Here is a 20,910-nt window from a genome sequence, read left to right as displayed (position 1 = left end):
GCGCCGGGAACAGCCGGCTGCTCAGGCGGGAACGCGGCTGCCGGGCGGGGTGAAGGCGGCCAGAACGGTCGCGGTGATGAACGCGGCGGCCTCGTCGCTGTCCAAGCGGCCGGCGTTGATCTCGTCGGCGGCATTGTGCATCACGCTGTGCATGACGCCTACCAGCCAGGCAGTCGAGAGGTCGCTGCGGAACACTCCCTCGTCCTGACCGCGTTTGACGAGGCCTTCGACGCGCTCCGCCGGGCCGGCGTGCAGGTCGCGGATCCGGCTGGGCGGTAGAACCTTCTGAGCCGCCAGTAGGAGGGACCGGGACTGATTCACCAGCAGCCAGCTGGAATGGATCAGCCGGGTGAGTGCCTGCCTGGCATCGCCGCTCAGATCGACCGCGTCGAGTGCGCCGTGACCCTCGTCGATGACCCTAGCGAATGCCGCCTCCACCAGCTCGTCGCGGTTGGGGAAGTGGCCGTAGAGCGTGACCCTGCCGACGCCCGCGGCTTTGGCGATCTCGCTGACGCTGGCCTCCGGGTTGCGGCTCAAGGCCTTCACCGCGGCCTCAAGAATCGCCGTGATGCTGCGCTGCGCGTCGGCTCGCCTGCCCGGCGTCTTCGCCTGCCCCCTTGCGGCCATCCGGACCCCTTTGTCGAACAGTGCTGTACGAGTTACTGTACCCGACACAACTCAAACACAACTGTTCGAATTGGGGGCCACCCTGTGTCCGCTCAGGCCGTCGACCAACCCGACACCACCGCCGCCGACCCACGCCGCTGGCGCATGCTGGCACTGCTCGGCGTCGCGCAGTTCATGCTCATCCTGGACGTCACCGTGGTGGCGATCGCGCTGCCGCACATCGGAACGGACCTCGGCCTGGCACGCGACACACTGACCTGGGTCGTCAGCGCCTACACCCTGATGTTCGGCGGCCTGATGCTTCTCGGCGGTAGGGCAGCCGATCTCTTCGGCGCCCGCCGCGTGGTCCTGCTCGGCTTGCTCGTGTTCACCGCCGCATCCCTGATCACCGGCCTGGCCCCTGGCGCCGCGCTGCTGATCGGCGGCCGAGTCGCACAAGGTGTCGGTGCGGCGATGCTGTCGCCCGCGGCGCTGTCGGTGCTCACCAGAACCTTCCACGGGGACGAACGCAACAAGGCCCTCGGCATCTGGTCCGCGCTCGGCGGTACCGGCTCGGCGATCGGCGTACTGCTCGGCGGCGTACTGACCGCAGGCCCTGGTTGGCAGTGGGTGTTCTACATCAACGTGCCCATCGGTCTGATCGTGCTGGTGGCACTTGCCCGGATGCTGCCGGCGCACCTGCCGCCGACGACCCGAGCACGCCTCGACGTGCCGGGCGCCATCCTCGTCACCGCCGCGACCGGCACGGCCATCTACGCTCTGATCAACGCCGGGGACCGCGGCTGGTTGACCGCGACGACCCTCGGGACGCTGGCCGGTGCCGTCGTCCTGTACCTCGTGTTCGCCGTCGTGCAACGCGCCGTGCGCTCACCGCTGATGGACCTGCGGATCCTGACTCGCCGGCCGGTTGCCGCCGGCACGTTCCTCATCCTGGCCGCGACGGCTCTGATGATCGCGATCTTCTTCCTCGGGTCGTTCTACCTGCAACACCACAAGGGTTACGGGGCGCTGCACACCGGGCTGCTGTTCCTGCCGGTCGCCCTGGCAACGATCATCGGAGCCCAGGCCGCCGGTCACGCCATCGGCCGCCTCGGTGCCCGGCCGGTCGCGGCCACAGGGCTTGCGATCGCCGCGCTCGGCACCGCGCTGCCCGTGTTCTGGGACGGTGCGGCTGCGGTGGTGGCCGGGATCAGCGTCGGCGCAGCGGGCATCGGCGGCGCCTTCGTCGCCGCCTCCACAACCGCGCTGGCGCAGGTCGCTCATCACGAAGCCGGACTGGCCTCCGGTCTTCTCAGCACCTTCCACGAGTTCGGCGCCGCCCTCGGCGTCGCAGTGGTGTCCAGCATCGCGGCGGCGAGTATCGCTGACAGCAGCAGCGTCGGCTTCACCCGCGCCTTCACCTTCGCCGCAGCGACGGCCGCTGTTGCCGCCGTCGTATCGCTGCTCATCGTCCCGAACCTGAAGCCATCCACGGGCGCGACGGCCCATGCGCACTGAACAGGGACTGCCCACATGACCTGAGCATGTTCCGACCTGGGATTCGTAGCAGCCGCGGTCTTGCTGCTTCGCCGGGAATCGGGCCAGCGACCGAGCCTGCTGACCAAAGGAGCCGCGCGCAGGCCACCCCTTGACCAGTCACCTGTGGGACTGCCGACTGCTTGGGGCGCCTCTCCGGCCACTGCAGAACCGATGCACCTCGCCGACATGTCGTTCCCGCCGATGCGTCAACGGGAGAAGGTGGGCGCAGGCAGGAACACGCCGATGGCCCCCGGGGGGACTGAGCCGGACCGGAAAACGATCCCGCAAAGGCGGCGAGCCCGTGTGCGGTTCCAGCCATCGGCGGCGTCCGAACCTCGGACGCCGCCGATGGCTCGCCGCCGTTCTGGTGCCGGCGGTCTCTGACACTGCGCTTAGCGAGTCTTCCTTGTCGCCCGCTTGCGGGGCGGCGTCAACAGTTCGGCGATCGCCGCGATCGCGGACGGCACCAGGCGGTAGTACGCCCAGACGCCCCGCTTGTCCCGCTCGAGCAGGCCGGCCTCGGTGAGGATCCGGAGATGATGGCTGACGGTCGGCTGGGAGAGGCCGAGCGGGGTGGTGAGGTCGGTGACGGACGCCTCGCCCTCGGGAGCGGACTGGATCAGACTGAGCAGTCGCAGCCGGGCCGGGTCGGCGACGGCCTTCAGCACTCCCGCGAGGCGTTCGGCGTCGGCACGCTTGATCGGCTCACCGGCAAGCGGCGAGACAGCAGGTACGGCGGTTTTCGGGGTTCCCACGTCATCCATCGTCCCACCAACACCATCAATACGTTGGCGGAACCCACGACCAGGCCGCCGACGGCCGGCGGGTAGGGGCTCCCCGAGTACTGGTGGCCGTACCCGTCAGCTGGGGAAGCCGCTGCGCCGCCTGCCCCCGCGTGCAGGGTGTGTGCATCGGCCCGCGTGTAGAGAGCTTGGGTCGCTCGGCATGATGATCAGCGGGACGGAGGAGGTGCCGGAGCGTGTCCGGATCGTGTGACGTGGTGGTCGTAGGGGGCGGGCAGGCGGGTTTGGCGGCGGGCTACTACCTGCGCCGTGCCGGTCTGGATTACGTCATCCTCGACGGCCAGTCGCAGCCGGGTGGCGCGTGGCGGCATGGCTGGGACTCGTTGCGGTTGTTCTCTCCGGCCGAGTACAGCCCGCTGCCGGGGTGGGGGATGCCTCGGCAGGAGGGCGAGGAGTTCCCCACCGCTGCGCATGTCGTGGACTACCTACGGTCCTACGAGCAGCGGTACGACCTGCGGGTGCGTCGGCCGGTCCGGGTCCATGAGGTGCGGCGTTCCGGGGAGCGCCTGGCGGTGGAGACCGGCGACGGGAGCTGGCTGGCCAGGTACGTCATCTCCGCCACCGGTACGTGGGAGTGCCCGTACGTTCCCGACATCCCGGGCCGTGACGACTTCGCCGGCCGGCAGCTGCACACGGTGCACTACACCTCGCCAGAGCAGTTCCGGGGGCAGCGGGTCGTGATCGTCGGTGGAGGTAACTCCGCGGCGCAGATCTTGGCGGACGTGTCCCGGGTCGCCGAGGCCAGCTGGGTCACCTTGCGGCCGGCGCGGTTCATGCCCGACGACGTCGACGGTCGGGTGCTGTTCGGTGTGGCTACCCGCAAGGCCGCCGGTGGTGCCGGTGGCGGTGTCAGCGACCTCGGCGACATCGTGATGGTGCCCAGCGTCCGCCAGGCGCGGGACCGCGGAGTTCTGCACGCCCGTCCGATGTTCGCGCGGCTGACCGATCGTGGCGTGCGGTGGGCCGATGGCGCCGAGCAGCCCTGCGACGCCATCATCTGGTGTACGGGTTTCCAGCCCAACCTCACCCACCTCGCGCCGCTGCTGCCCGGATGGCGGCAAGGGGAGGTGGCCACCGAGGGCACCCGGTCGGTGGACGAGCCTCGCCTCTACCTGCTGGGTTACGGCGATTGGACGGGGCCGGCGTCAGCCACACTGGTGGGTGCCGGCCGGACAGCGAAAGCGACGGTCGCCGACATCGCCGCCCGCCTGGGCGGATGATCGTCGGCCCGAGGCCCGGCCGAGCTGGCCGGACCTCGGGCGGCGCCGGTCAGGCCAGGGCGGTGAGGTAGCGCTCGGCGTCGAGGGCGGCGGCGCAGCCGGTGCCGGCGGCGGTGATCGCCTCGCGGTAGGTGTGGTCGACGAGGTCACCGGCGGCGAACACGCCGGGCAGGTTGGTGCGGGTGCCGGGGGCCTCGACGGTGACGTAGCCGTCGGCGTCGAGGGTGACCTGGCCGCGGAACAGTTCGCTGCGCGGGTCGTGGCCGATGGCGACGAACACGCCGGTGACGTCCAAGACCCGGGTCTCGCCGGTGCGGACGTCCCGTAGCCGAGCTCCGGCGACGGCGCCGTCGTGGCCGAGGATCTCCTCGACCACGCTGTTCCACGCCACCTGGATCTTGTCGTTGGTCAGCGCCCGCTCAGACATGATTCGGCTGGCGCGGAAGGTGTCCCGGCGGTGGATGATGGTGACGCTGCGAGCGAATCGGGTGAGGAAGGTGGCTTCCTCCATCGCGGTGTCGCCACCGCCGACCACGGCGATGTCCTGGGCGTGAGGTTGGCGCGGGCGGCGTAGACGGCGGCGGTGTATCCGGCGGGTCCGGAACCGATGATGATCAGGCGGTGTGGGTCGGACACGAGGGGCTCCTGCTCAGGGGTGAGCCGCCCACCGGGGTGGGACCCGGTGGGCGGCAACGAAGGCGTTGTCAGGCGGTGGGGCGCAGTTCGGTGAGCAGCTGCTCCACGCGGGAACGGATCTCGTCGCGGATCGGCCGGACGGCGTCGACGCCCTTGCCGGCGGGGTCTTCGAGCTTCCAGTCCTCGTAGCGCTTGGCGGGGAAGACGGGGCAGGCGTCGCCGCAGCCCATGGTGACGATGACGTCGGAGGACTGCGCGGTCGCGTACTCCAGGAGCTTGGGGGTCTGGTCGGTGATGTCGATGCCGACCTCGCGCATGGCCTCGACGGCGGCGGGGTTGACCTGGTCGGCGGGGGCGCTGCCGGCGGAGCGGACTTCGACGGTGTCGCCGGCGAGGTGGCGCAGCCAGCCGGCGGCCATCTGGGAGCGGCCGGCGTTGTGGACGCAGACGAACAGGACGCTGGGCTTGTCGCTCATCGGGTGCCTTCCATGCGGTGCGAGGGCCGGTTGACCGGCTTGTCGTCGGGGTCGGGGAACAGGTGGGCTGGGTCGCTGTTGCGGTCGAGCGTCCGGTAGCGGCCGGGGTCACAGCGGCGGTTGACCAATCCGGCATCAGGCCGAGCGCCGCGGGTGCCGTGTGGGTGCGGGGTTGTCATGAGCGGCGGCCGATGGCGGCGTCCTCGTCGGTGGGGACGACGACCTGGTCGGCGGCGGCGCCCGCGTCGGGGTAGAGGGCGGCGAGCAGGCCGACACCGACGGCAAGTCCCACAAGCTGCGCGACGACGAAGCCGGGCACGGAGGTGGGGGCGATGCCGGCGAAGGTGTCGGTGAACGCGCGGCCGATGGTGACCGCCGGGTTGGCGAACGAGGTCGACGAGGTGAACCAGTAGGCGGCGCCGATGTAGGCGCCGACGGCGGCGGGTGCGACCGCGGCGCGGCCGGAGCGGGCGAGGGCGAAGATCAGCAGGATCAGGCCGGTGGTGGCGACAACTTCACCCAGCCAGAGGTGACCGGCGGCGCGGTCCTTGCCGGAGAAGTCGACGGCGGCGAGGTCGAACATCAGATTGGCCAGCACGGACCCGGCGATCGCCCCCAGCACCTGCGCCACGACGTAGCCGCCCAGGTCTCGGGCGGTGAGGCCGGTGCCGGCACGGCGGCCGAGGAACCAGTCAGCGGCGGAGACGACGGGATTGAAGTGCGCGCCGGAGACCGGGCCGAAGATCAGGATCAGCGCGCCGAGAGCGAACGCCGTGGCGGTGGAGTTCTCCAGTAGCTGCAGGCCCACATCACCGGGGGAGAGGGTGGCGGCCATGATGCCGGAGCCGACCACGGCGGTGACCAGCAGGGCGGTGCCGACGAACTCGGCCAGCAGGCGCCGCCAAGGTGCGATGGTCATCAGTCTTTATCTCCCATGATGGTGCTGTCCCGGATCGTCGGGCAGATTGGTTATCGGGTGGCGGAAACGTTCAGCTCGTCGAGCAGGCGACGGACGCGGCGCTCGATCTCGTCGCGGATCGGCCGCACGTCGGCCAGGTCGAGCCCGGCGGGGTCGTCCACGGTCCAGTTCTCATAGCGGGTGCCGGGGAAGATGGGGCACGCGCGCCGCAGCCCATCGTGACCACGACGTCGGCGGCCCGGACCACCTCGTCGGTCCACGGCTTGGGGAACTCTCCGATATGTCGATGCCGCGTTCGGTCATCGCCGCGGTCGCGCAGGGGTTGATCTCGATGCCGGGTTCGCTGCCACCGGACCAGGCGATCGCCTGGTCGCCGGCCAGGTGGGTGAAGAAACCCAGGGCCATCTGGGAGCGGCCGGCGTTGTGGGTGCACAGGAACAGCACGACAGGGCGCCCGTCGCGGTGGTGTCCCTCGACCCGGGCGAGAGCCCGTAGCCGCTGGCGGGCGAAGCGCTCGGCGAGCAGCGGCAGGAAGTTCGCAATGCTGGCGGCGGTGGCGAACTGCTCGTAGCTGGTCTGCAGGAACCGCTCGATGGTCTCGGTGCCGTAGATGCCGTCGAACTCCTCAGCCAGTCGCGTCGCGACGGTGTGCAGCGCGACCTGCTGGTCGAGGGTGATCTCCTGGAGGGGGTGGGCGGTGAGGTCGGTCATCGGAGACCTCCGGGCCGGATGGCGGGCGCGAGCCGGTCGACGCGGTCGGCCAGGTCGGCGTAGGCGGCCTCGAACGCCTCGTCGGTGTCCACGCGCACCGGGTCCGGGACCGACCAGTGCAGGCGGGGGCGCAGCGGGCCGGTCAGTTCCTCATGGGCGTTGTCACAGACGGCGATTACCAGGTCGTCGCGACGGACGACATCGGCGACGTGGGCGGTGCCGGTCGGGTCGAGGTCGAGGTCGTGGCGGTGGGCCACGGCCACCGCCCGCGGGTGCACCCGCCTGGCGGGCTTCGTGCCGGCGGAGGCGACATCGCCGTGGGCGCGCTGCTTCCACAGCGCGGCGGCCAGCTGCGAGCGGGCCGAGTTGTGGGTACACACGAACACCACCCGGCCCACGCCGCCCAGCCGCGGGGTGGCGAGAGCGGCCAGCGTCTCCGGGCGCAGGCGAAGGTAGGTGCGGCGCCGGTCGCCCTCGGAGCGGCCCTTGATGACCAGGCCGGCGTCGGTGAGGACCTTGACGTGGTGGGCGACCAGGTTCGTCGGCATGCCGAGCGTCTGTGCGATCTCCCCAGGCGAGGCGTCGCCCAAGGTGAGCGCGTCCACGATCGCCAGGCGCGCCGGGTCACCCAGGGCGGCATGGATGCGGGCTCGCCCGTCGAGGGAAGAAGGCTCAGCGTTCATTGAGTCAACTATCGCTGAGCAACTTTGCCGAGTCAAGCCGACCTCGTGAAGGCCCGGATCTCACCGGGGCAGGTGTTGGTGCCGGCTGATCAGCAGCAGGTCGCCAGGTAGGACTGCAGATCCGTCAGGGCAGCGACGGCGCCGTCCCGGTCGGCTCGGTAGAACACCGTCTTGCCGTCTCGCCGCGAGGTGACCACGCCGCCGCGTCGCAGCAGCGTCAGCTGCTGCGACGCCGTGGCCTGGCTGATGCCGGCCCGCTCGGCCACCTCGCCCACGGACATCTCTGCGCCGCGGGCGAACAGCATCATGATCCGCTGCCGGGTAGGGCTGCCGAGGGCCTTGAGGAACTCCTGCGTCTGCGGCGCGAGGCCCGAAGCGGCGCTCTGCGGCCCGGCCGGCTGGTCGTCGGCGGTCTGACTCATGGTCACACCTTCCCTCGCCATCATCATATTGTCATTCAACAAAACGACGATATGATCGTGGTGTGAACGATCAAGCCAATCCCGTGATCATCGTCGGCGGCGGGCAGTCCGGCCTCGCCGCCGCCCGCGCCACCCTGGACGCTGGCCTGCGACCCGTGGTCCTGCACTCCGGCGCCGAACCAGTGGGCTCCTGGCCTGACTACTACGACAGCCTCACGCTGTTCTCGCCCGCCCGCTACAGCACCCTGCCCGGCATGCCCTTCGACGGCGACCCGGACCGTTACCCCCACCGCGACGAGGTGGTCGACTACCTCCGCCGCTACGCCGAAGCCCTGGACGCCGAGATCCGCACCTGCACCCGAGTCATCGCCGTACGTCCCGGTCGCAGCGGCGGATACCTCGTCGAAACCGACACCGGCGACGAACTGCCCGCCGTCGGAGTCGTCGCCGCTACCGGCTCCTTCGGCAACCCGTACCTGCCAACCCTGGAAGGGCAGAGCGAGTACACCGGCGATCTGCGCCACGTCGCCCAATACCGCCGACCCGAGGCATATGACGGCAAGCGGGTCGTGGTCGTGGGGGCCGGCAACTCCGCTGTCCAGGTCGCCTACGAACTCACCGGGCGTGCCCGGGTGACGCTGGCGACCCGCGAACCGGTCCGGTTCCTGCCGCAGCGCATCCGCGGTCGGGACCTGCACCACTGGCTGCGCGTCACCGGCGCCGACCGCCTTCCGCGCCCGGTCATCACCCGGCTCATCCGGCACGCCGCCGTGCTGGACACCGGCCGCTACCACGACGCCATCACCTCAGGCGAGCTTCCCCGGCGGGAGATGTTCACCCGCTTCACCGCCGACGGTGTCGTCTGGAGCGACGGCACCGCGGAAGCCGTCGACGCCGTCATCTTCGCCACCGGCTACCGCCCGAACCTCGACTACCTCGCCCCACTCGGCGCACTGAACCAGGGCGTACCGCGGCAGGCGAGCGGCATTTCCACCACCCATCCCGGCCTGGTCTACCTGGGGCTGGAATTCCAGCGATCCTTCGCCTCGAACACCCTGCGCGGCGTCGGACGCGACGCCGCGCACGTCATGGCAGCCCTCGCCGCACGCGTGGACCGGCGTCCGCGCCTCTCCCGTCAGGCACGCCCCACGGCCTCCGGTGCGAAGCGTTTGACGCCGCCCGTGCCCCCCGATCGAGCCAGGGACGGTGCGGGCGGATGACGGCGATGGGGGAGCGAGGTCAGGCCTTGGCCGCGGCTGCCGGCTCGATCGACAGCAGCGCGGCGAGCTGGCGCAGGATCTGCGGTCGAGCCCGGTAGTAGACCCAGGTGCCGCGCCGTTCGGCGTCGACCAGGCCTGCCTCGCGCAGCGTCTTGAGGTGGTGCGAGATCGTCGGCCCGGTCAGGTCGAACGCCGGCGTCAAGTCGCACACGCACGCCTCCCCGTCCTCGGCGGAGGCGATCATCGACATCAGCCGCAGCCGCACCGGGTCGCCGAGGGCCTTGAACGCGGGCGCGAGCACCGCGGCCGTCTCGGCGGGAACCTGGCTCTGCGCCAGCGGGGGACAGCACGGCGCGTCGGCGTTGAGGTCGATGAGGGCGAGCGGCGCCTGTTGCTTCGACATACCTCTAGGTTGACATCTCTCTAATCAACGTGCAACTCTCTGATTCGACGGACGTCGAGACAGGCGTCCTTGAGGAAAAGAGGCACCGCCATGTTCGGCTTCCCCCGCCGCTCGCGCACACCGCTGCCTGGTGTCCGGTTCTGCGACTCCTGTGCCCAGGTGTCCACCGCCGCCCAGCGCGCCGAGCGCCGTCTCGACCGCGCCCGCACCAGTGCCTACACGCTGATCAGCCCCCGTTGAGGAGATGACCGACATGAGCGAGAACACCTCCACCGCCGGCGGTTTCGCCGGCGACCCCGCCGCGGCCCTGCAGATCACCGGCTCCGGCGCCTGCTGCGGCAGCCCGGCACAGGCCGTCGGCGGCATGCTCCCGCCGGCCGGCGCAACCGCCAGCGGTGACCCGTGCTGCGGTACCCGCCAGGCCGCCGGGGCGGCTGACTCCTGCTGTGGCGCCGAGGCGAAGGCCGACGCCGTCGCCGCCGGACAGGGCTGCTGCTCATGACCGGCTCAAGCAACCTCGCGGACCTGCTCGAGCAGGTCAGCGCCGACCGGATGGTCGCCACCATCGCCGTCCTCGCCTCCGACCCGCTAGCCGGGCGACGGGTCGGCTCGCGGGGCGGGGCGGCGGCCCGCGCCTGGCTCGTCGACCAGCTCACCGCCCTCGGCGCTGGCGTGCGCACCGAGGAGTTCCCGGTCCGCGCCGTGCCGCAGGTGTATGAGGCGCCGACAGTCACCTGGGGCGATCGGAACGGCACCATGGAGCTGGCGTTCGGGCGACAGGTCGCGATCCACCCGGCCTCCGCCGACACGCCGGACATCCGACGCGGCGCCCTCGGCGTCGCCGGCAAGGACCACCCGGCGGGGCGGTGGCTGGTCGTGCCGGCCGACATGAGCCTGTTCGACGCCTACCGCGACACCCGCGGTGCTGCCGGGTTGCTGGTCCGCCGCCCGGTTGACGCCGAGGGTTGGCAGTTCACCATGCTCGCCGGCCCGGACCCGGGGCCGCTGCCCGTGCTGACGCTCGACCCGGACACCCACCACGCCGTGCTCACCGCCGCGACCGCGGGGGACGGTTGGCTGGCTGGCGCGACGCCGCTGCGCCGCGACGACGTCACCGGCGCCAACATCCACGCCTGCCTCCGGCAGCCTGTCCCCGCTGGCGCCGACCTGCTGCTGACCGCGCACTACGACGGTGTCGGCGACCACCCCGGGCTTCGCCTGCCCGGCGCCTCGGACAACGCCACCGGCGTCGCCGTGGTCCTCGAAGCCGCCCGCATTCTCGCCACCGCGCTGCCGAACGGCGCCGGACTGTCCGTCGCGCTGCTCGACGGGGAGGAGGTCGGCGCTCTCGGCTCCGCCCACCACGCCGGTCAACTCCGCGCCGCGGGTGCCGCGCCGATGGTCATCAACGTCGACGGCGCCGGCCGCCTGGAGGGGGCGGCCGCGGTGGAGGCCGGCGGCTCTGCCCACCGTCTCCTCGCCCTGCTCGACCAGGCCGGGCGCCACACCGGTATCCCCCTGACCGCAGGTCCGGTGGCATCAGACAACCGCCGCTACGGCGGCGCCGGTTTCGCCGCTGTGGGCATCGGTGCCGGCATGGGCGGCTACCACAGCCCCGCTGACACCCCCGACAAGGTCGACCCCGCCACTCTCGACGCCATCGCCCGTCTCGTTGTCGCGACCGCTCACCTCGCGGCAGCGGCACCCGCTACACTTTCATCGCCAATCGGCGATAAACGATAGAGGGAGTGATGGTGGGCGACCTCCTCGACCGGGGCACCGCGCAGACCTACGCCTCGTGGTTCCGGGCCCTGGCGGACCCGACCCGGGTGCAGATCGTCGAGTACCTCGCCCGGCACGCCCGGCCGATGAGCGTGGGGGAGATCGTCAGCGCCGTCGGCTTGGCCCAGTCCACCGTCTCCCAACACCTGAAGATCCTGACCGAGGTGCGGTTCGTGCTCGTCGAGCCGGTCGGCACCGCCCGTCACTACCGCATCAACGACGCCTGCGTCGGCTGCTTCCCCTCCGCCGCTGACGTCGTCATGGGCCGCCCGGCCCCCACCCCGAAGGGAGCCTGCTGATGGCCGACACCACCGTCCGCCCGATGACCCCGGACGACGCCGATCGTGTCCTCGCCATCTACCAGGCCGGCCTCGACGGCGGCGACGCCAGCTTCGAAACCACCGCACCGACCTGGACCGCATTCGACTCGGGCAAGCTGCCTGATCACCGCCTCGTGGCCGTCGACGCGGACGACAACATCCTCGGGTGGGTGGCGGTGTCACCGACGTCGACCCGGGCGGTCTACGCCGGGGTGGTCGAGCACTCCATCTACGTCGACCCCGCCGCCCAAGGTCGTGGCGTGGCCCGGCTGCTGCTGGACGCGCTGATCGCCTCCACCGAGGCCGCCGGCATCTGGACCATCCAGTCCGGCGTGTTCCCGGAGAACGCCGCCAGCCTCGCCCTGCACCAGCGGGCCGGGTTCCGCGTCATCGGCACCCGCGAAAGGGTCGGCCGGCACCACGGCCGGTGGCGCGATGTCGTTCTCCTCGAGCGGCGTAGCCCCGTCATCACCTGAACCCGTTCAGTTCCGCCCGCCACAGCACCGCTGCGCCTTCTTGATTCGACAATTTTCAACACAAGGGAGTTTCCGATGACTGTCCTGGACGAACTGCCCGTCGTGGTGATCGGCGCGGGCCCGGTGGGCCTGGCCGCCGCCGCCCACCTGCACGAGCGTGGCCTGCCCTTCCTTGTCCTGGAGGCCGGCGACACCGCCGGCGCGGCGGTGCGGCAGTGGGGGCACGTGCGGGTGTTCTCCCCGTGGCGCTACAACGTCGACCCGGCCGCCCGCCGACTGCTCGACGACGCCGGTTGGGTCTCCCCGGCCGAGGACGCGCTGCCCACCGGCGCGGACCTGGTCGCGGACTACCTCCAGCCCCTGGCGGAGCTGCCGCAGCTCAAGCCGCACCTGCGCTACGGCGCGCGGGTGGAGGCGATCAGCCGACTCGGCCTGGACCGGCTGCGTACCGCCGGCCGCGAGCAGACGCCGTTCCTGATCCGCCTCGCCGACGGCGACGAGTTGCTGGCCCGCGCGGTCATCGACGCCTCCGGCACCTGGGGCACCCCCAACGTCCTCGGCGCCTCCGGCCTGCCCGCCCGCGGCGAGAAGGACGCGGTAGCGTTCCTCGAGCACGCCCTGCCCGACGTGCTCGGCACCGACCGGCACCGCTTCGCCGGCCGACACACCCTTGTCGTCGGCGCCGGCCACTCCGCCGCGAACACCCTGCTCTCCCTGGCCGAGCTGGCCGCCGCCGAGCCCGACACCGAGGTGACCTGGGCGATCCGCTCCGCGTCCCCGGCCCGCACCTACGGCGGTGGCGACGCCGACGCCCTGCCCGCCCGCGGCGCGCTCGGCTCCCGTCTGCGCGACCACGTGGACGCCGGCCGCATCCGGCTGCTCACCGGCTTCTCCGTCCACGCGCTCACCCCGACCGACGGCCGCGTCGCCGTGGTCGTCCGCCACGCCGACGGCACCGACGAGTCCATCACCGTGGACCGCATCGTCGCCGCCACCGGCTTCCGCCCCGACCACTCCATCGCCGCCGAGCTGCGCCTGGACCTCGACCCGATCATGGGCGCCACCCGCGCCCTCGCCCCGCTGATCGACCCGAACGAGCACTCCTGCGGCACCGTCCCACCGCACGGCGCCGACGAACTCGCACACCCCGAGGTCGGCTACTACGCCGTCGGCATGAAGAGCTACGGCCGCGCGCCCACCTTCCTCATGGCCACCGGCTACGAGCAGGTCCGCTCCGTCGTCGCCGCCCTCGCCGGCGACTGGGACGCCGCCCGCGACGTCCAGCTCGACCTGCCCGAAACCGGCGTCTGCAACAGCAACCCCGCCGACTCCACCGGAACCGACAGCTGCTGCGGCCCCACCCGTGCAGCCCAGCCGGCCGCACAAGGGCTCGCCACCGGGATCTCCGGCGGCCTGCTCTCCGCACCGCTCACCCTGATCAGCCTCGACACCCCGACCAGCGGCCAGACCGGCGGCTGCTGCTCCAGCTGATGACCACCACCACGACGGCGCCCGCCGACCCCACGGTCGGCGGGCGCCACGGGTGGCGCATCGTCGCCGCCCTCGCCATCACCTCCACCATCGGCTACGGCACCCTCTACTACGCATTCGCCGTCCTCCTCGGCCCCATGGCCGCCAGCCTCGACGCCTCCACCACCGCCGTCACCGGCGCGCTCACCGCCAGCGTCCTCGCCGGCGCGCTGATGGCCATCCCGGTCGGCAGGTGGCTCGACCGGCACGGCGGACGAGCCCTCATGACCGCCGGCTCGATCACCGCCACCGCGCTCCTGATCGCCTGGTCCCAGGTCCACACCATCGGACAGCTCTACGCCGTCATGATCGGCATCGGCATCTCCGGCGCAATGGTCCTCTACGAACCCGCCTTCGCCGTCATCGTCTCCTGGTTCATCCCCGACCGGCGCCCCACCGCCCTGCTCGCGGTCACCGTCGTCGCCGGATTCGCCAGCACCATCTTCATGCCCCTCACCGGCCTGCTCGTCGCGCAGCTCGGCTGGCGCGGAGCCCTGCTCACGCTAGCCGCGGTCCATGGCGTAGTGACTGTGCCGCTGCATGCCCTCACGATCCGTAAACCGCCCCAGGGCAGGGCACCCATCCCGGCGGCGCGACCGGACCACACTCTGCGACGCATCGCGGCGCGCGCCGCGATGCGCGACCGCCGCTTCTGGATCCTCGCCGCCGCCCTCATCGCCCACGGCGCCGCCACCAGCACCATCGGCGTCCACCTCGTCGGCTACCTCACCAGCCGCGGCCATCCCGCCACCTTCGCCGCCACCACGGCCGGGCTCCTCGGCGTCCTGTCCGTCACCGGACGACTCGTCCTCACCAGCGCCCGCCGCCGCCTCCCGATCACCACCATCGTCGCCACGGTCTTTGCCATTCAGGCGGTCGCTGTCCTCGCCATGCCCTTCACCGCAGGAAGCCGCGTGGGCGCCGTCATCACCGTCACCGGATTCGGACTCGGATTCGGCATCGCCAGCCTCGCCACCCCAGCACTGCTCGCCGACCGCTACGGCACCGCCGCCTACGCCACCATCGCCGGACGACTCACCGCCCCCGTCACCACCGCCAAAGCCGCCGCACCCCTGCTCGCCGCCACGCTCCTACCGCACGGCGGCTACCACCTACTACTCGCCGCGGTCACCACCGCATGCCTCCTGGCCGCCGTCGGAATGCGGTTCGTAGGGAGCAGAAGTGACTGGAACGAGCACGACGACAAACCCGGCCCGCCGCCGCAATAGCCTGCGGTGCCGCCACCCCGATCATGAGCAGCCCCGCTCCGGGCAGCTGAGGTTCGCCCCGACACGACACGCCTGGCGCTACCCTGACCCGACAGGCGGTACGTCCCACCGCTGAACCAGGGAGCTGCCGATGACCGGCGCCGCGGGCTCGGAAACCGACGTGCTGGTGGTCGGCGCGGGGCCGACCGGCCTCACCATGGCCGGGCAACTCGCCCGGCACGGCGTACGGGTGCGCCTGGTCGACCGGACAACCGACCGGGTGCACGAGTCCCGCGCGCTCGCGGTCCAGCCCCGCACCTTGGAGGTCCTCGCCGGGTTCGGTCTGGCCGACAAGATGGTGGCGGCCGGCAACCCAGCGGTCCGGCTGATCGTGCACGCGGGACGGCGGCAGCGTGCGGTGCGACTGTTCGACCTGGGCCTGCCCGACACCGCGTACCCGTACCTGCTGTTCCTGTCGCAGGCGGAGACCGAACGGCTGCTCGGCGAGCACCTCGGCACGCTCGGCGTGAGTGTCGAACGCGGTATCGAGCTGGTCGGCCTGGACCGTACCGACCAGGCCGCGGTCGCCACGCTGCGCGACCGCGACGGCCGCGAGGAGCGGGTGTCGGCCCGATACGTGGTGGGCTGCGACGGCGCGCACAGCGCGGTGCGGCAGTTCGCCGGGATCGGCTTCGAGGGCGGCGCGTACCCGCAGACGTTCGTGTTAGCCGACCTGGAGGTCGACGGCGTCGAACCCGGCGCGGCGCACGCCTTCCTCGCCGGGCGAGGGCTGATGCTCCTCTTCCCGCTCGGACACCCGGCCAGTTGGCGGATGGTGGCAATGCGACCCGCCAACGACGCGACCCCGCCGAGCGCGCCGGTCCATCTCACCGAGCTGCAGACGCTGGCCGACGCGTACGCAGGCGGCGCGCTGCGGCTGCACGACCCGGTGTGGGCGACGAACTTCCGGCTGCACCACCGGGCCGCCACCGCCTACCGGGCCGGACCGGTTTTCCTGGCCGGAGATGCCGCGCATATCCACAGCCCGGCCGGCGCGCAGGGTATGAACACCGGCATCCAGGACGCGGTGAACCTCGGCTGGAAACTCGCCCAGGCACTGCAGGGCGACGCCGACCCGGCCCTGCTGGACAGCTACCACGCGGAGCGGGCACCGGTCGGCCGGATGGTGCTCCGTTTCAGCGACCGGGCCTTCACCGTCGCCACGACCGCCAACCCTCTTGTCCGCTTCGCCCGGACCCGGCTCGCGCCCGCCCTGCTGCCGGCGGTCCTCGCGCCCCGGATCGTGCGAGCCACCGCCTTCCGCACGGTCGCCGAGCTTGCCATTCGCTACCGGCACAGCCCGCTGTCCACCGAGGCCCGGCACGCGCCGCGGACGGGCCCGCGAGCCGGCGACCGGCTGCCCGACGCCCCTCTGGCCGGCGGCGGCTCGCTGCACCGGCTCACCGCCACACCCGGCTGGCACCTGCTGCTCTGCGGCCCACCCGAAGGCTGGCCCGCCCACGAGATCGACGACCTGACCCGGCGCCACGGCGGCAGGCTCACCGCACATCACCTCGCCGGCCTGGTTGGAGCGGCGCCCGAGGCTGACGACCAGGTGTTGCGCCGGCTCGGCGTCGATCCCGGCGCGCACGCCGGCTATCTCGTGCGTCCGGACGGGCACGTGGGCTACCGCGCGGGCGGCACCGACCTGATCGGCCTACGTGCCTACCTGCGCCGCTGGCTCGGACCCTCGGATGCCTGAGGACGTGCGGGCCGTGTCGCGGGTTCATCGTGTGCCGATCTATCGCGACGTTCCTCTGACCGTGGATGACCAGGTTGACGGTGACCGGTGGACCGCCCGGCATCTCCCAGGGCAGCGTCACTGGCACCGGCGGAGCGTACGACCTGGCCGACTGTCGGCTACGCCGTCTCATGGCCTTCGTGACACCGCGACTGTTGGCCCGGGGTCGTCCTGGCCTGAGGTTTTGCCGACCTAAGGGCGGGGGGACCCGGCGCATGGAGCATCCGGAGGAGTCCCCCGAGAGCCGGGAAATGCGAAAGCTGAAAGGGCTGAGCAGGGAGGAGGCTGGGCTGTGGTTCTGGTCCGCCCTGCAATACATAACCGATGCTGCCTCCGCCCACCGCAACGAGGAGCTGTACCGGGCTGCCCGCAAGACGGGCATGGCCGCTTTGTCCCAGGGCATCCCGTTGCCGTTTAGCGCGGCGTACGTAGGGTGCCCCATCTGCAATGCCAATCCCGGTCAGAACTGCATCAACCTGCCGCGGCACGTCTTGAAGGAAGAGCTGCACCCGGAGCGGGTCGAGCGGAGTCGAAAGCTGCGCGAGTTGACGGAAGGTTGAGCGACGGAGGCCGTTACCGCTCCTCCATCAGGCCCACCTTCGTCCGAAGCGATCCGGCGCCGTTGGCTGTCTCATCCGGCGGCGTCGGTAGGCCACGAGCGTGAGGGCGGCTGCGGCGCCGGCGGCTGCGAGGACCGGCGCGGGTTTGGCGCGTAGTGCGGTGCCGACCTGGGACCTGGCGGCGGCGTTGCCCGCACCGTCGGGCAACACCGCCGCGCTCTGGCACGCCCCCACCGCAGCACCCCCGCCCACGGCCGAGCCGCTCGCCACCGAATGCAGGACCGCCGGCACCGTGCCGCCCGCGAGCGTTAGCGGTGCCGCGCCGGGCCTCCGCTTCGACCGCGAGGCACGGGCGGTGTTGGAGCAGGCGGTACTCGTCGCGCTGGAGGAGCGGGCCGAGCACATCGGCACCGAGCACCTCCTCGCCGCCCTGTTGCGCACCGGGCCACCCGACGTTGTGTCCGGATCGCGACGACGGCCAGGACGCCGCCCTCGGTGCAGAGGGCGGCGGTCCAGTCCAGCCGGCGGCGGAAGCGACCGCGGACACGATCGCGATGGCTGTCCGGTCCAGCAGCGCACCGGGCACGAGGCCAACCGGCCATGGCTCACGGACTCGCAAGCGAGTGGACGCTGCGGTGCTGCTTGTCGTCTTGTGGGCCGCAGGTACCGGTGATTGTCGTGGCTCAGGTCGGTGTGCCCATCGTCATCTCGCCTGCTGGCCGACCGGGACCAGGCCCGTGGACGCATGACGCGTGAACGCCGTGATCGTCCCGGCAACCGAGATCGCTGCCAGGGTAATCACCGCGGTGGCCGGCCAGCCGAACCATTCGACTGAGCCAGCACCGAAGGCGGTCCCGAGGCTTCCTCCGACGAAGTACACCGACATGTACGCACTGTTGCACCCTGCCGGTGCTGCAGGATCGATGGCGAGGACCGTGCTTTGGTTGGCCACCTGAGCGGCGAACAGGCCGGCGTCGAAGAGCGCCAAGCAGATCAGGGCCACGACGGTGTTCGCGAGGCTGAAGCCCATGACGGCCGCGGCCAGCCCAGCCGACACCAGGCCCGCGAGGATGACGCGACGGCTACCTACGCGGTCTGTCCAGGCGCCCGCGACCTGAGTGGCGGGAATGCCCGCAAGTCCGGCCAGGGCATACAGGCCGATCCGCTCGGCCGGGTAAGAGTACGGGGCTTGTGAGAGAGCTACGGCGAGCCCGGCCCACACCGCGCAGAAGGCGAAGAACCACAGGGCGCCGCGGAGCGCGGCAACCCGGAGTGTCGCGTGCCGGACGAACAGCCCGGGAAGGGACCGCAAGCTGGAGAGGTAGTCGCCGGCCGCTGTGCCGCGCACGGCGGGGAGCGCCGTCAGGCACCACACAGCGACGAGCGCCGAGGCGGCGGCGAAGACCAGGAGCATCCGACGCCAGCCGATCTCATCCGCGAGCCATCCGCCAACGATCCGGCCTGCGAGGATTCCAGCGGAGATGCCAGCGGTCACGAACCCCAGAACCGTCGCGCGCCGATGCGGCGGAGCCAAACGGCCGGCGACGGAGCTGAGGCCGGCGCCCACCGCCGAACAGGCACCGACCACACCGATCGCCGCGCCCAGCGCCAGCACGCCGCCCACGGCGGCGCTCGCCGCGAGCGCTGCTGCCATAACCCCGAACTGGGCTGCGAAGACCCGCCCAGGCGGGTATCGGTCAACGAGCGGGACGAGCAGGCAGAGGCCGACCAGGTACCCGGTCGGTCCACAGGCGAGCGCGACCCCGACAGCAGCGACCGGCGAGCCTAACGAGTCCGCCACCTGAGCTATTGCTGGCTGCATCGGATAGATGGTCGATGTCCCCAGGGCCGCCGCGATCGACATGAACAGCACCACGAGGCCGCTGATGCGAGGAGGGGTCCGGGCTGCGTCGGCAGGATGAGCATTCACCCGACGACCGTAGGAAGAGCCAGCCCCGGTGATCTGGCGGGATTGGGACGACATAGTGACTGCCCGAGCCGCAGCCACTGATTCCGCCTGTGCCCGCTGCGCGCCACTGTTGGTGGCCCGCACATGGCCCACGCGCCGGATCCGGTCGAACAACCCGCAGGAACGGCTGAACAATGAGATCCGCCACCGCACCGACGTCGTCGGGATCTTCCTCAACCGCCGGTGATCTTGTTCTTCGTAGGCGGCCCTGGTACCCGCTCCTCTGAGTGGCAACGGTGCTGCCGTCCAGTGGAAGACTTCCTGGCCGGGACGTCACGCCGAGCCGGCCGTTGGCCCGCCCGTAGCGTTCGCTGCGGCTGAACTCCAGACGGTTCTGACCAGCGTTGCCGTTGATTTAGCTGGTTGGCTGTTGGGCGCGTCCGCACGCACCCCGGGGGTCAGCGGAAGCGGCGGAAGAAGGTGCGCATGTCCTGCACGAGCAGGTCGGGTGCCTCCATGGCGGCGAAGTGTCCGCCTCGGTCGAACTCCGACCAGTGCACGATGGTGTGGCCGCGCTCGGCGTACCGGCGGATGGCGATGTCTTCGGCGAACACGGCGACGCCGGTCGGTACCTCGCTCGGTGTGGGCCAGTTGCGGGTGTGCATGCTTTCGTAGTAGAGGTTCGCTGCGGAGCCGGCCGTGCCGGTCAGCCAGTAGAGCATGACGTTGGTGAGCATCCGGTCCCGGTCGACCGACTCCTCGGGCAGGTCGCCGTGGGTCCATTCCTTGAACTTCTCGACGATCCAGGCCAGTTGCCCGACCGGCGAGTCGAGCAGTGCGTACGCCAGGGTCTGCGGACGGGTCGCCTGGATCTGGAAGTACCCGTTGCCCTCACCCAAGAACGCCTTCATCCGCGCCACGCGCGCCCGTTCCGCGTCGGTGAGCTCGGCCAGCTCGGCCTCACTGAGCTCGCCGAACGGGATGAAGCCCATCGAGGCGGCGTTGACGTGCACGCCGACCACGTGCTGCGGATCGACCCGGCCGAGGTCCGGCGCCACGAACGCGCCGAAATCGCCGCCCTGCGCGCCGTACCGCTGGTAGCCGAGGCGGTGCATCAGTTCGGCGAACGCGGTCGCGATCCGCCGGCTGTCCCAGCCCGGCCCGGACAGCGGTCCGGAGAACCCGAATCCGGGCAGCGACGGGATCACCACATCGAACGCGTCGGCCGGATCGCCGCCGTGTGCCCGTGGGTCGGTCAGCGGGCCGATGACATCGAGGAACTCCACGATCGAGCCTGGCCATCCGTGTGCCAGCAGCAGCGGCAATGCGCCGGGTTCGGCAGCTTTCACGTGGACGAAGTGCAACTGCTGCCCGTCGATGTCGGTGACGTACTGCGGGTGGGCGTTGAGTTCCGCCTCGTGGGTGCGCCAGTCGTATGTGGTGGCCCAGTGCTCGGCCAGTTCCCGCAGATAGCCGACTGGCACGCCGCGCTCCCACGCCGCGCCCGGCAGTTGCCCGCCCCATCGGGTGCGGGTGAGACGCTCGCGCAGGTCGTCGAGGTCGGTCTGGGGAATGTCGATACGGAATTCGCTGATCGCTGTCATGGGTCCAGCCTGCCGCACACTGCGGACAGGTTCGGTCCTCAACTCTTCCGCCTTGTTGTGTGATCGTACAACGGAAACGAGC

The 20,910-nt window shown here is 71.3% G+C and carries 22 protein-coding genes and 1 pseudogene; 12 read left to right on the top strand and 11 right to left on the bottom strand.

Features of this window, described 5'->3' with window-relative positions; all coding sequences use genetic code 11:
• Positions 1-21 precede the first annotated feature (21 nt).
• Positions 22-627 carry a TetR/AcrR family transcriptional regulator gene (locus GA0070603_RS04920; RefSeq protein ID WP_091307750.1) on the bottom strand — a complete coding sequence of 202 codons (606 nt, stop codon included), beginning with the start codon at positions 625-627 and terminating at the stop codon, positions 22-24.
• Positions 628-771: 144 nt separating this feature from the next.
• On the opposite strand from GA0070603_RS04920, the gene GA0070603_RS04915 reads away from it, so the two are divergent.
• A complete protein-coding gene (locus tag GA0070603_RS04915) occupies positions 772-2,124 on the top strand; it encodes an MFS transporter (RefSeq protein ID WP_091321567.1) in 1,353 nt (450 codons plus the stop codon).
• A 413-nt stretch (positions 2,125-2,537) separates the two neighbouring features.
• Here the strand turns inward: GA0070603_RS04915 and GA0070603_RS04910 are convergent, their stop codons facing one another.
• On the bottom strand, positions 2,538-2,909 hold the full coding sequence (locus tag GA0070603_RS04910; protein ID WP_091307746.1) for an ArsR/SmtB family transcription factor: 372 nt from the start codon (positions 2,907-2,909) through the stop codon (positions 2,538-2,540).
• A 215-nt stretch (positions 2,910-3,124) separates the two neighbouring features.
• Between GA0070603_RS04910 and GA0070603_RS04905 the strand changes: the two genes are divergently transcribed.
• On the top strand, positions 3,125-4,168 hold the full coding sequence (locus GA0070603_RS04905) for an ArsO family NAD(P)H-dependent flavin-containing monooxygenase (protein WP_091307743.1): 1,044 nt from the start codon (positions 3,125-3,127) through the stop codon (positions 4,166-4,168).
• Between the two features lie 49 nt (positions 4,169-4,217).
• Here GA0070603_RS04905 and GA0070603_RS04900 read toward each other — a convergent pair whose 3' ends face one another.
• The 6 genes from GA0070603_RS04900 to GA0070603_RS04875 form a co-directional block, all read right to left on the bottom strand.
• Positions 4,218-4,757 (bottom strand): FAD-dependent oxidoreductase, encoded by a 540-nt coding sequence (locus tag GA0070603_RS04900; protein WP_139131805.1) that lies wholly within the window; start codon positions 4,755-4,757, stop codon positions 4,218-4,220.
• 115 nt (positions 4,758-4,872) lie between these two features.
• Complete coding sequence (locus tag GA0070603_RS04895) at positions 4,873-5,280, bottom strand: arsenate reductase ArsC (protein ID WP_091307740.1); 408 nt, start codon at positions 5,278-5,280, stop codon at positions 4,873-4,875.
• Positions 5,281-5,455: 175 nt separating this feature from the next.
• Positions 5,456-6,199, bottom strand: coding sequence for an aquaporin (locus GA0070603_RS04890; RefSeq protein WP_091307737.1), 744 nt, complete (start codon positions 6,197-6,199; stop codon positions 5,456-5,458).
• 171 nt (positions 6,200-6,370) lie between these two features.
• Positions 6,371-6,910 (bottom strand): three-helix bundle dimerization domain-containing protein, encoded by a 540-nt coding sequence (locus GA0070603_RS32470; protein ID WP_341864929.1) that lies wholly within the window; start codon positions 6,908-6,910, stop codon positions 6,371-6,373.
• On the bottom strand, positions 6,907-7,593 hold the full coding sequence (locus GA0070603_RS04880; RefSeq protein ID WP_091307733.1) for an arsenate reductase/protein-tyrosine-phosphatase family protein: 687 nt from the start codon (positions 7,591-7,593) through the stop codon (positions 6,907-6,909). Before GA0070603_RS04880 ends, GA0070603_RS32470 begins: the two co-directional genes overlap by 4 nt.
• An 89-nt stretch (positions 7,594-7,682) precedes the next feature.
• Complete coding sequence (locus tag GA0070603_RS04875) at positions 7,683-8,015, bottom strand: ArsR/SmtB family transcription factor (RefSeq protein ID WP_091321564.1); 333 nt, start codon at positions 8,013-8,015, stop codon at positions 7,683-7,685.
• A gap of 83 nt (positions 8,016-8,098) precedes the next feature.
• Here GA0070603_RS04875 and GA0070603_RS04870 point away from each other — a divergent pair, with 83 nt between their 5' ends.
• On the top strand, positions 8,099-9,235 hold the full coding sequence (locus GA0070603_RS04870; RefSeq protein WP_244282407.1) for a flavin-containing monooxygenase: 1,137 nt from the start codon (positions 8,099-8,101) through the stop codon (positions 9,233-9,235).
• 19 nt (positions 9,236-9,254) lie between these two features.
• Here the strand turns inward: GA0070603_RS04870 and GA0070603_RS04865 are convergent, their stop codons facing one another.
• Positions 9,255-9,638 (bottom strand): ArsR/SmtB family transcription factor, encoded by a 384-nt coding sequence (locus tag GA0070603_RS04865; RefSeq protein WP_091307727.1) that lies wholly within the window; start codon positions 9,636-9,638, stop codon positions 9,255-9,257.
• A 253-nt stretch (positions 9,639-9,891) separates the two neighbouring features.
• Here GA0070603_RS04865 and GA0070603_RS04860 point away from each other — a divergent pair, with 253 nt between their 5' ends.
• From GA0070603_RS04860 to GA0070603_RS04825, 8 genes are all read left to right on the top strand, one after another.
• Entirely contained in the window at positions 9,892-10,140 is a 249-nt protein-coding gene (locus GA0070603_RS04860) for a hypothetical protein (RefSeq protein WP_091321561.1), read from the top strand.
• Entirely contained in the window at positions 10,137-11,381 is a 1,245-nt protein-coding gene (locus GA0070603_RS04855; RefSeq protein ID WP_208862807.1) for a M28 family metallopeptidase, read from the top strand. Before GA0070603_RS04860 ends, GA0070603_RS04855 begins: the two co-directional genes overlap by 4 nt.
• A gap of 8 nt (positions 11,382-11,389) precedes the next feature.
• A complete protein-coding gene (locus GA0070603_RS04850; protein ID WP_091307723.1) occupies positions 11,390-11,719 on the top strand; it encodes an ArsR/SmtB family transcription factor in 330 nt (109 codons plus the stop codon).
• Entirely contained in the window at positions 11,719-12,216 is a 498-nt protein-coding gene (locus GA0070603_RS04845) for a GNAT family N-acetyltransferase (protein WP_091307719.1), read from the top strand. The genes GA0070603_RS04850 and GA0070603_RS04845 overlap by 1 nt, the downstream gene beginning before the upstream one ends.
• A 75-nt stretch (positions 12,217-12,291) precedes the next feature.
• Positions 12,292-13,707: an FAD-dependent oxidoreductase gene (locus tag GA0070603_RS04840; RefSeq protein ID WP_091307715.1), complete on the top strand. Its 1,416-nt coding sequence runs from the start codon at positions 12,292-12,294 to the stop codon at positions 13,705-13,707.
• Entirely contained in the window at positions 13,707-14,975 is a 1,269-nt protein-coding gene (locus tag GA0070603_RS04835) for an MFS transporter (protein WP_091307712.1), read from the top strand. Before GA0070603_RS04840 ends, GA0070603_RS04835 begins: the two co-directional genes overlap by 1 nt.
• Positions 14,976-15,105: 130 nt before the next feature.
• The gene (locus GA0070603_RS04830) at positions 15,106-16,716 is read left to right on the top strand and encodes an FAD-dependent monooxygenase (protein ID WP_091307708.1); all 1,611 of its coding nucleotides are present in this window, start codon (positions 15,106-15,108) and stop codon (positions 16,714-16,716) included.
• Positions 16,717-16,970: 254 nt separating this feature from the next.
• On the top strand, positions 16,971-17,315 hold the full coding sequence (locus tag GA0070603_RS04825) for a zinc finger domain-containing protein (RefSeq protein ID WP_091307705.1): 345 nt from the start codon (positions 16,971-16,973) through the stop codon (positions 17,313-17,315).
• A 703-nt stretch (positions 17,316-18,018) separates the two neighbouring features.
• On the opposite strand, the gene GA0070603_RS04820 is transcribed toward GA0070603_RS04825, so the two are convergent.
• Complete coding sequence (locus GA0070603_RS04820; protein ID WP_244282405.1) at positions 18,019-19,191, bottom strand: MFS transporter; 1,173 nt, start codon at positions 19,189-19,191, stop codon at positions 18,019-18,021.
• 187 nt (positions 19,192-19,378) lie between these two features.
• Here GA0070603_RS04820 and GA0070603_RS32465 point away from each other — a divergent pair.
• Positions 19,379-19,465: pseudogene (locus GA0070603_RS32465) on the top strand (transposase); the annotation flags it as partial.
• A 217-nt stretch (positions 19,466-19,682) separates the two neighbouring features.
• Here GA0070603_RS32465 and GA0070603_RS04815 read toward each other — a convergent pair.
• Positions 19,683-20,828 carry an epoxide hydrolase family protein gene (locus GA0070603_RS04815; protein WP_091307702.1) on the bottom strand — a complete coding sequence of 382 codons (1,146 nt, stop codon included), beginning with the start codon at positions 20,826-20,828 and terminating at the stop codon, positions 19,683-19,685.
• Positions 20,829-20,910: the final 82 nt, after the last annotated feature.

It is taken from the genome of Micromonospora chersina, from assembly GCF_900091475.1.
Lineage (GTDB): Bacteria > Actinomycetota > Actinomycetes > Mycobacteriales > Micromonosporaceae > Micromonospora > Micromonospora chersina.
Note: the sequence above shows the minus strand (reverse complement) of the source record. Positions and strands in the feature narration are given on the sequence as shown.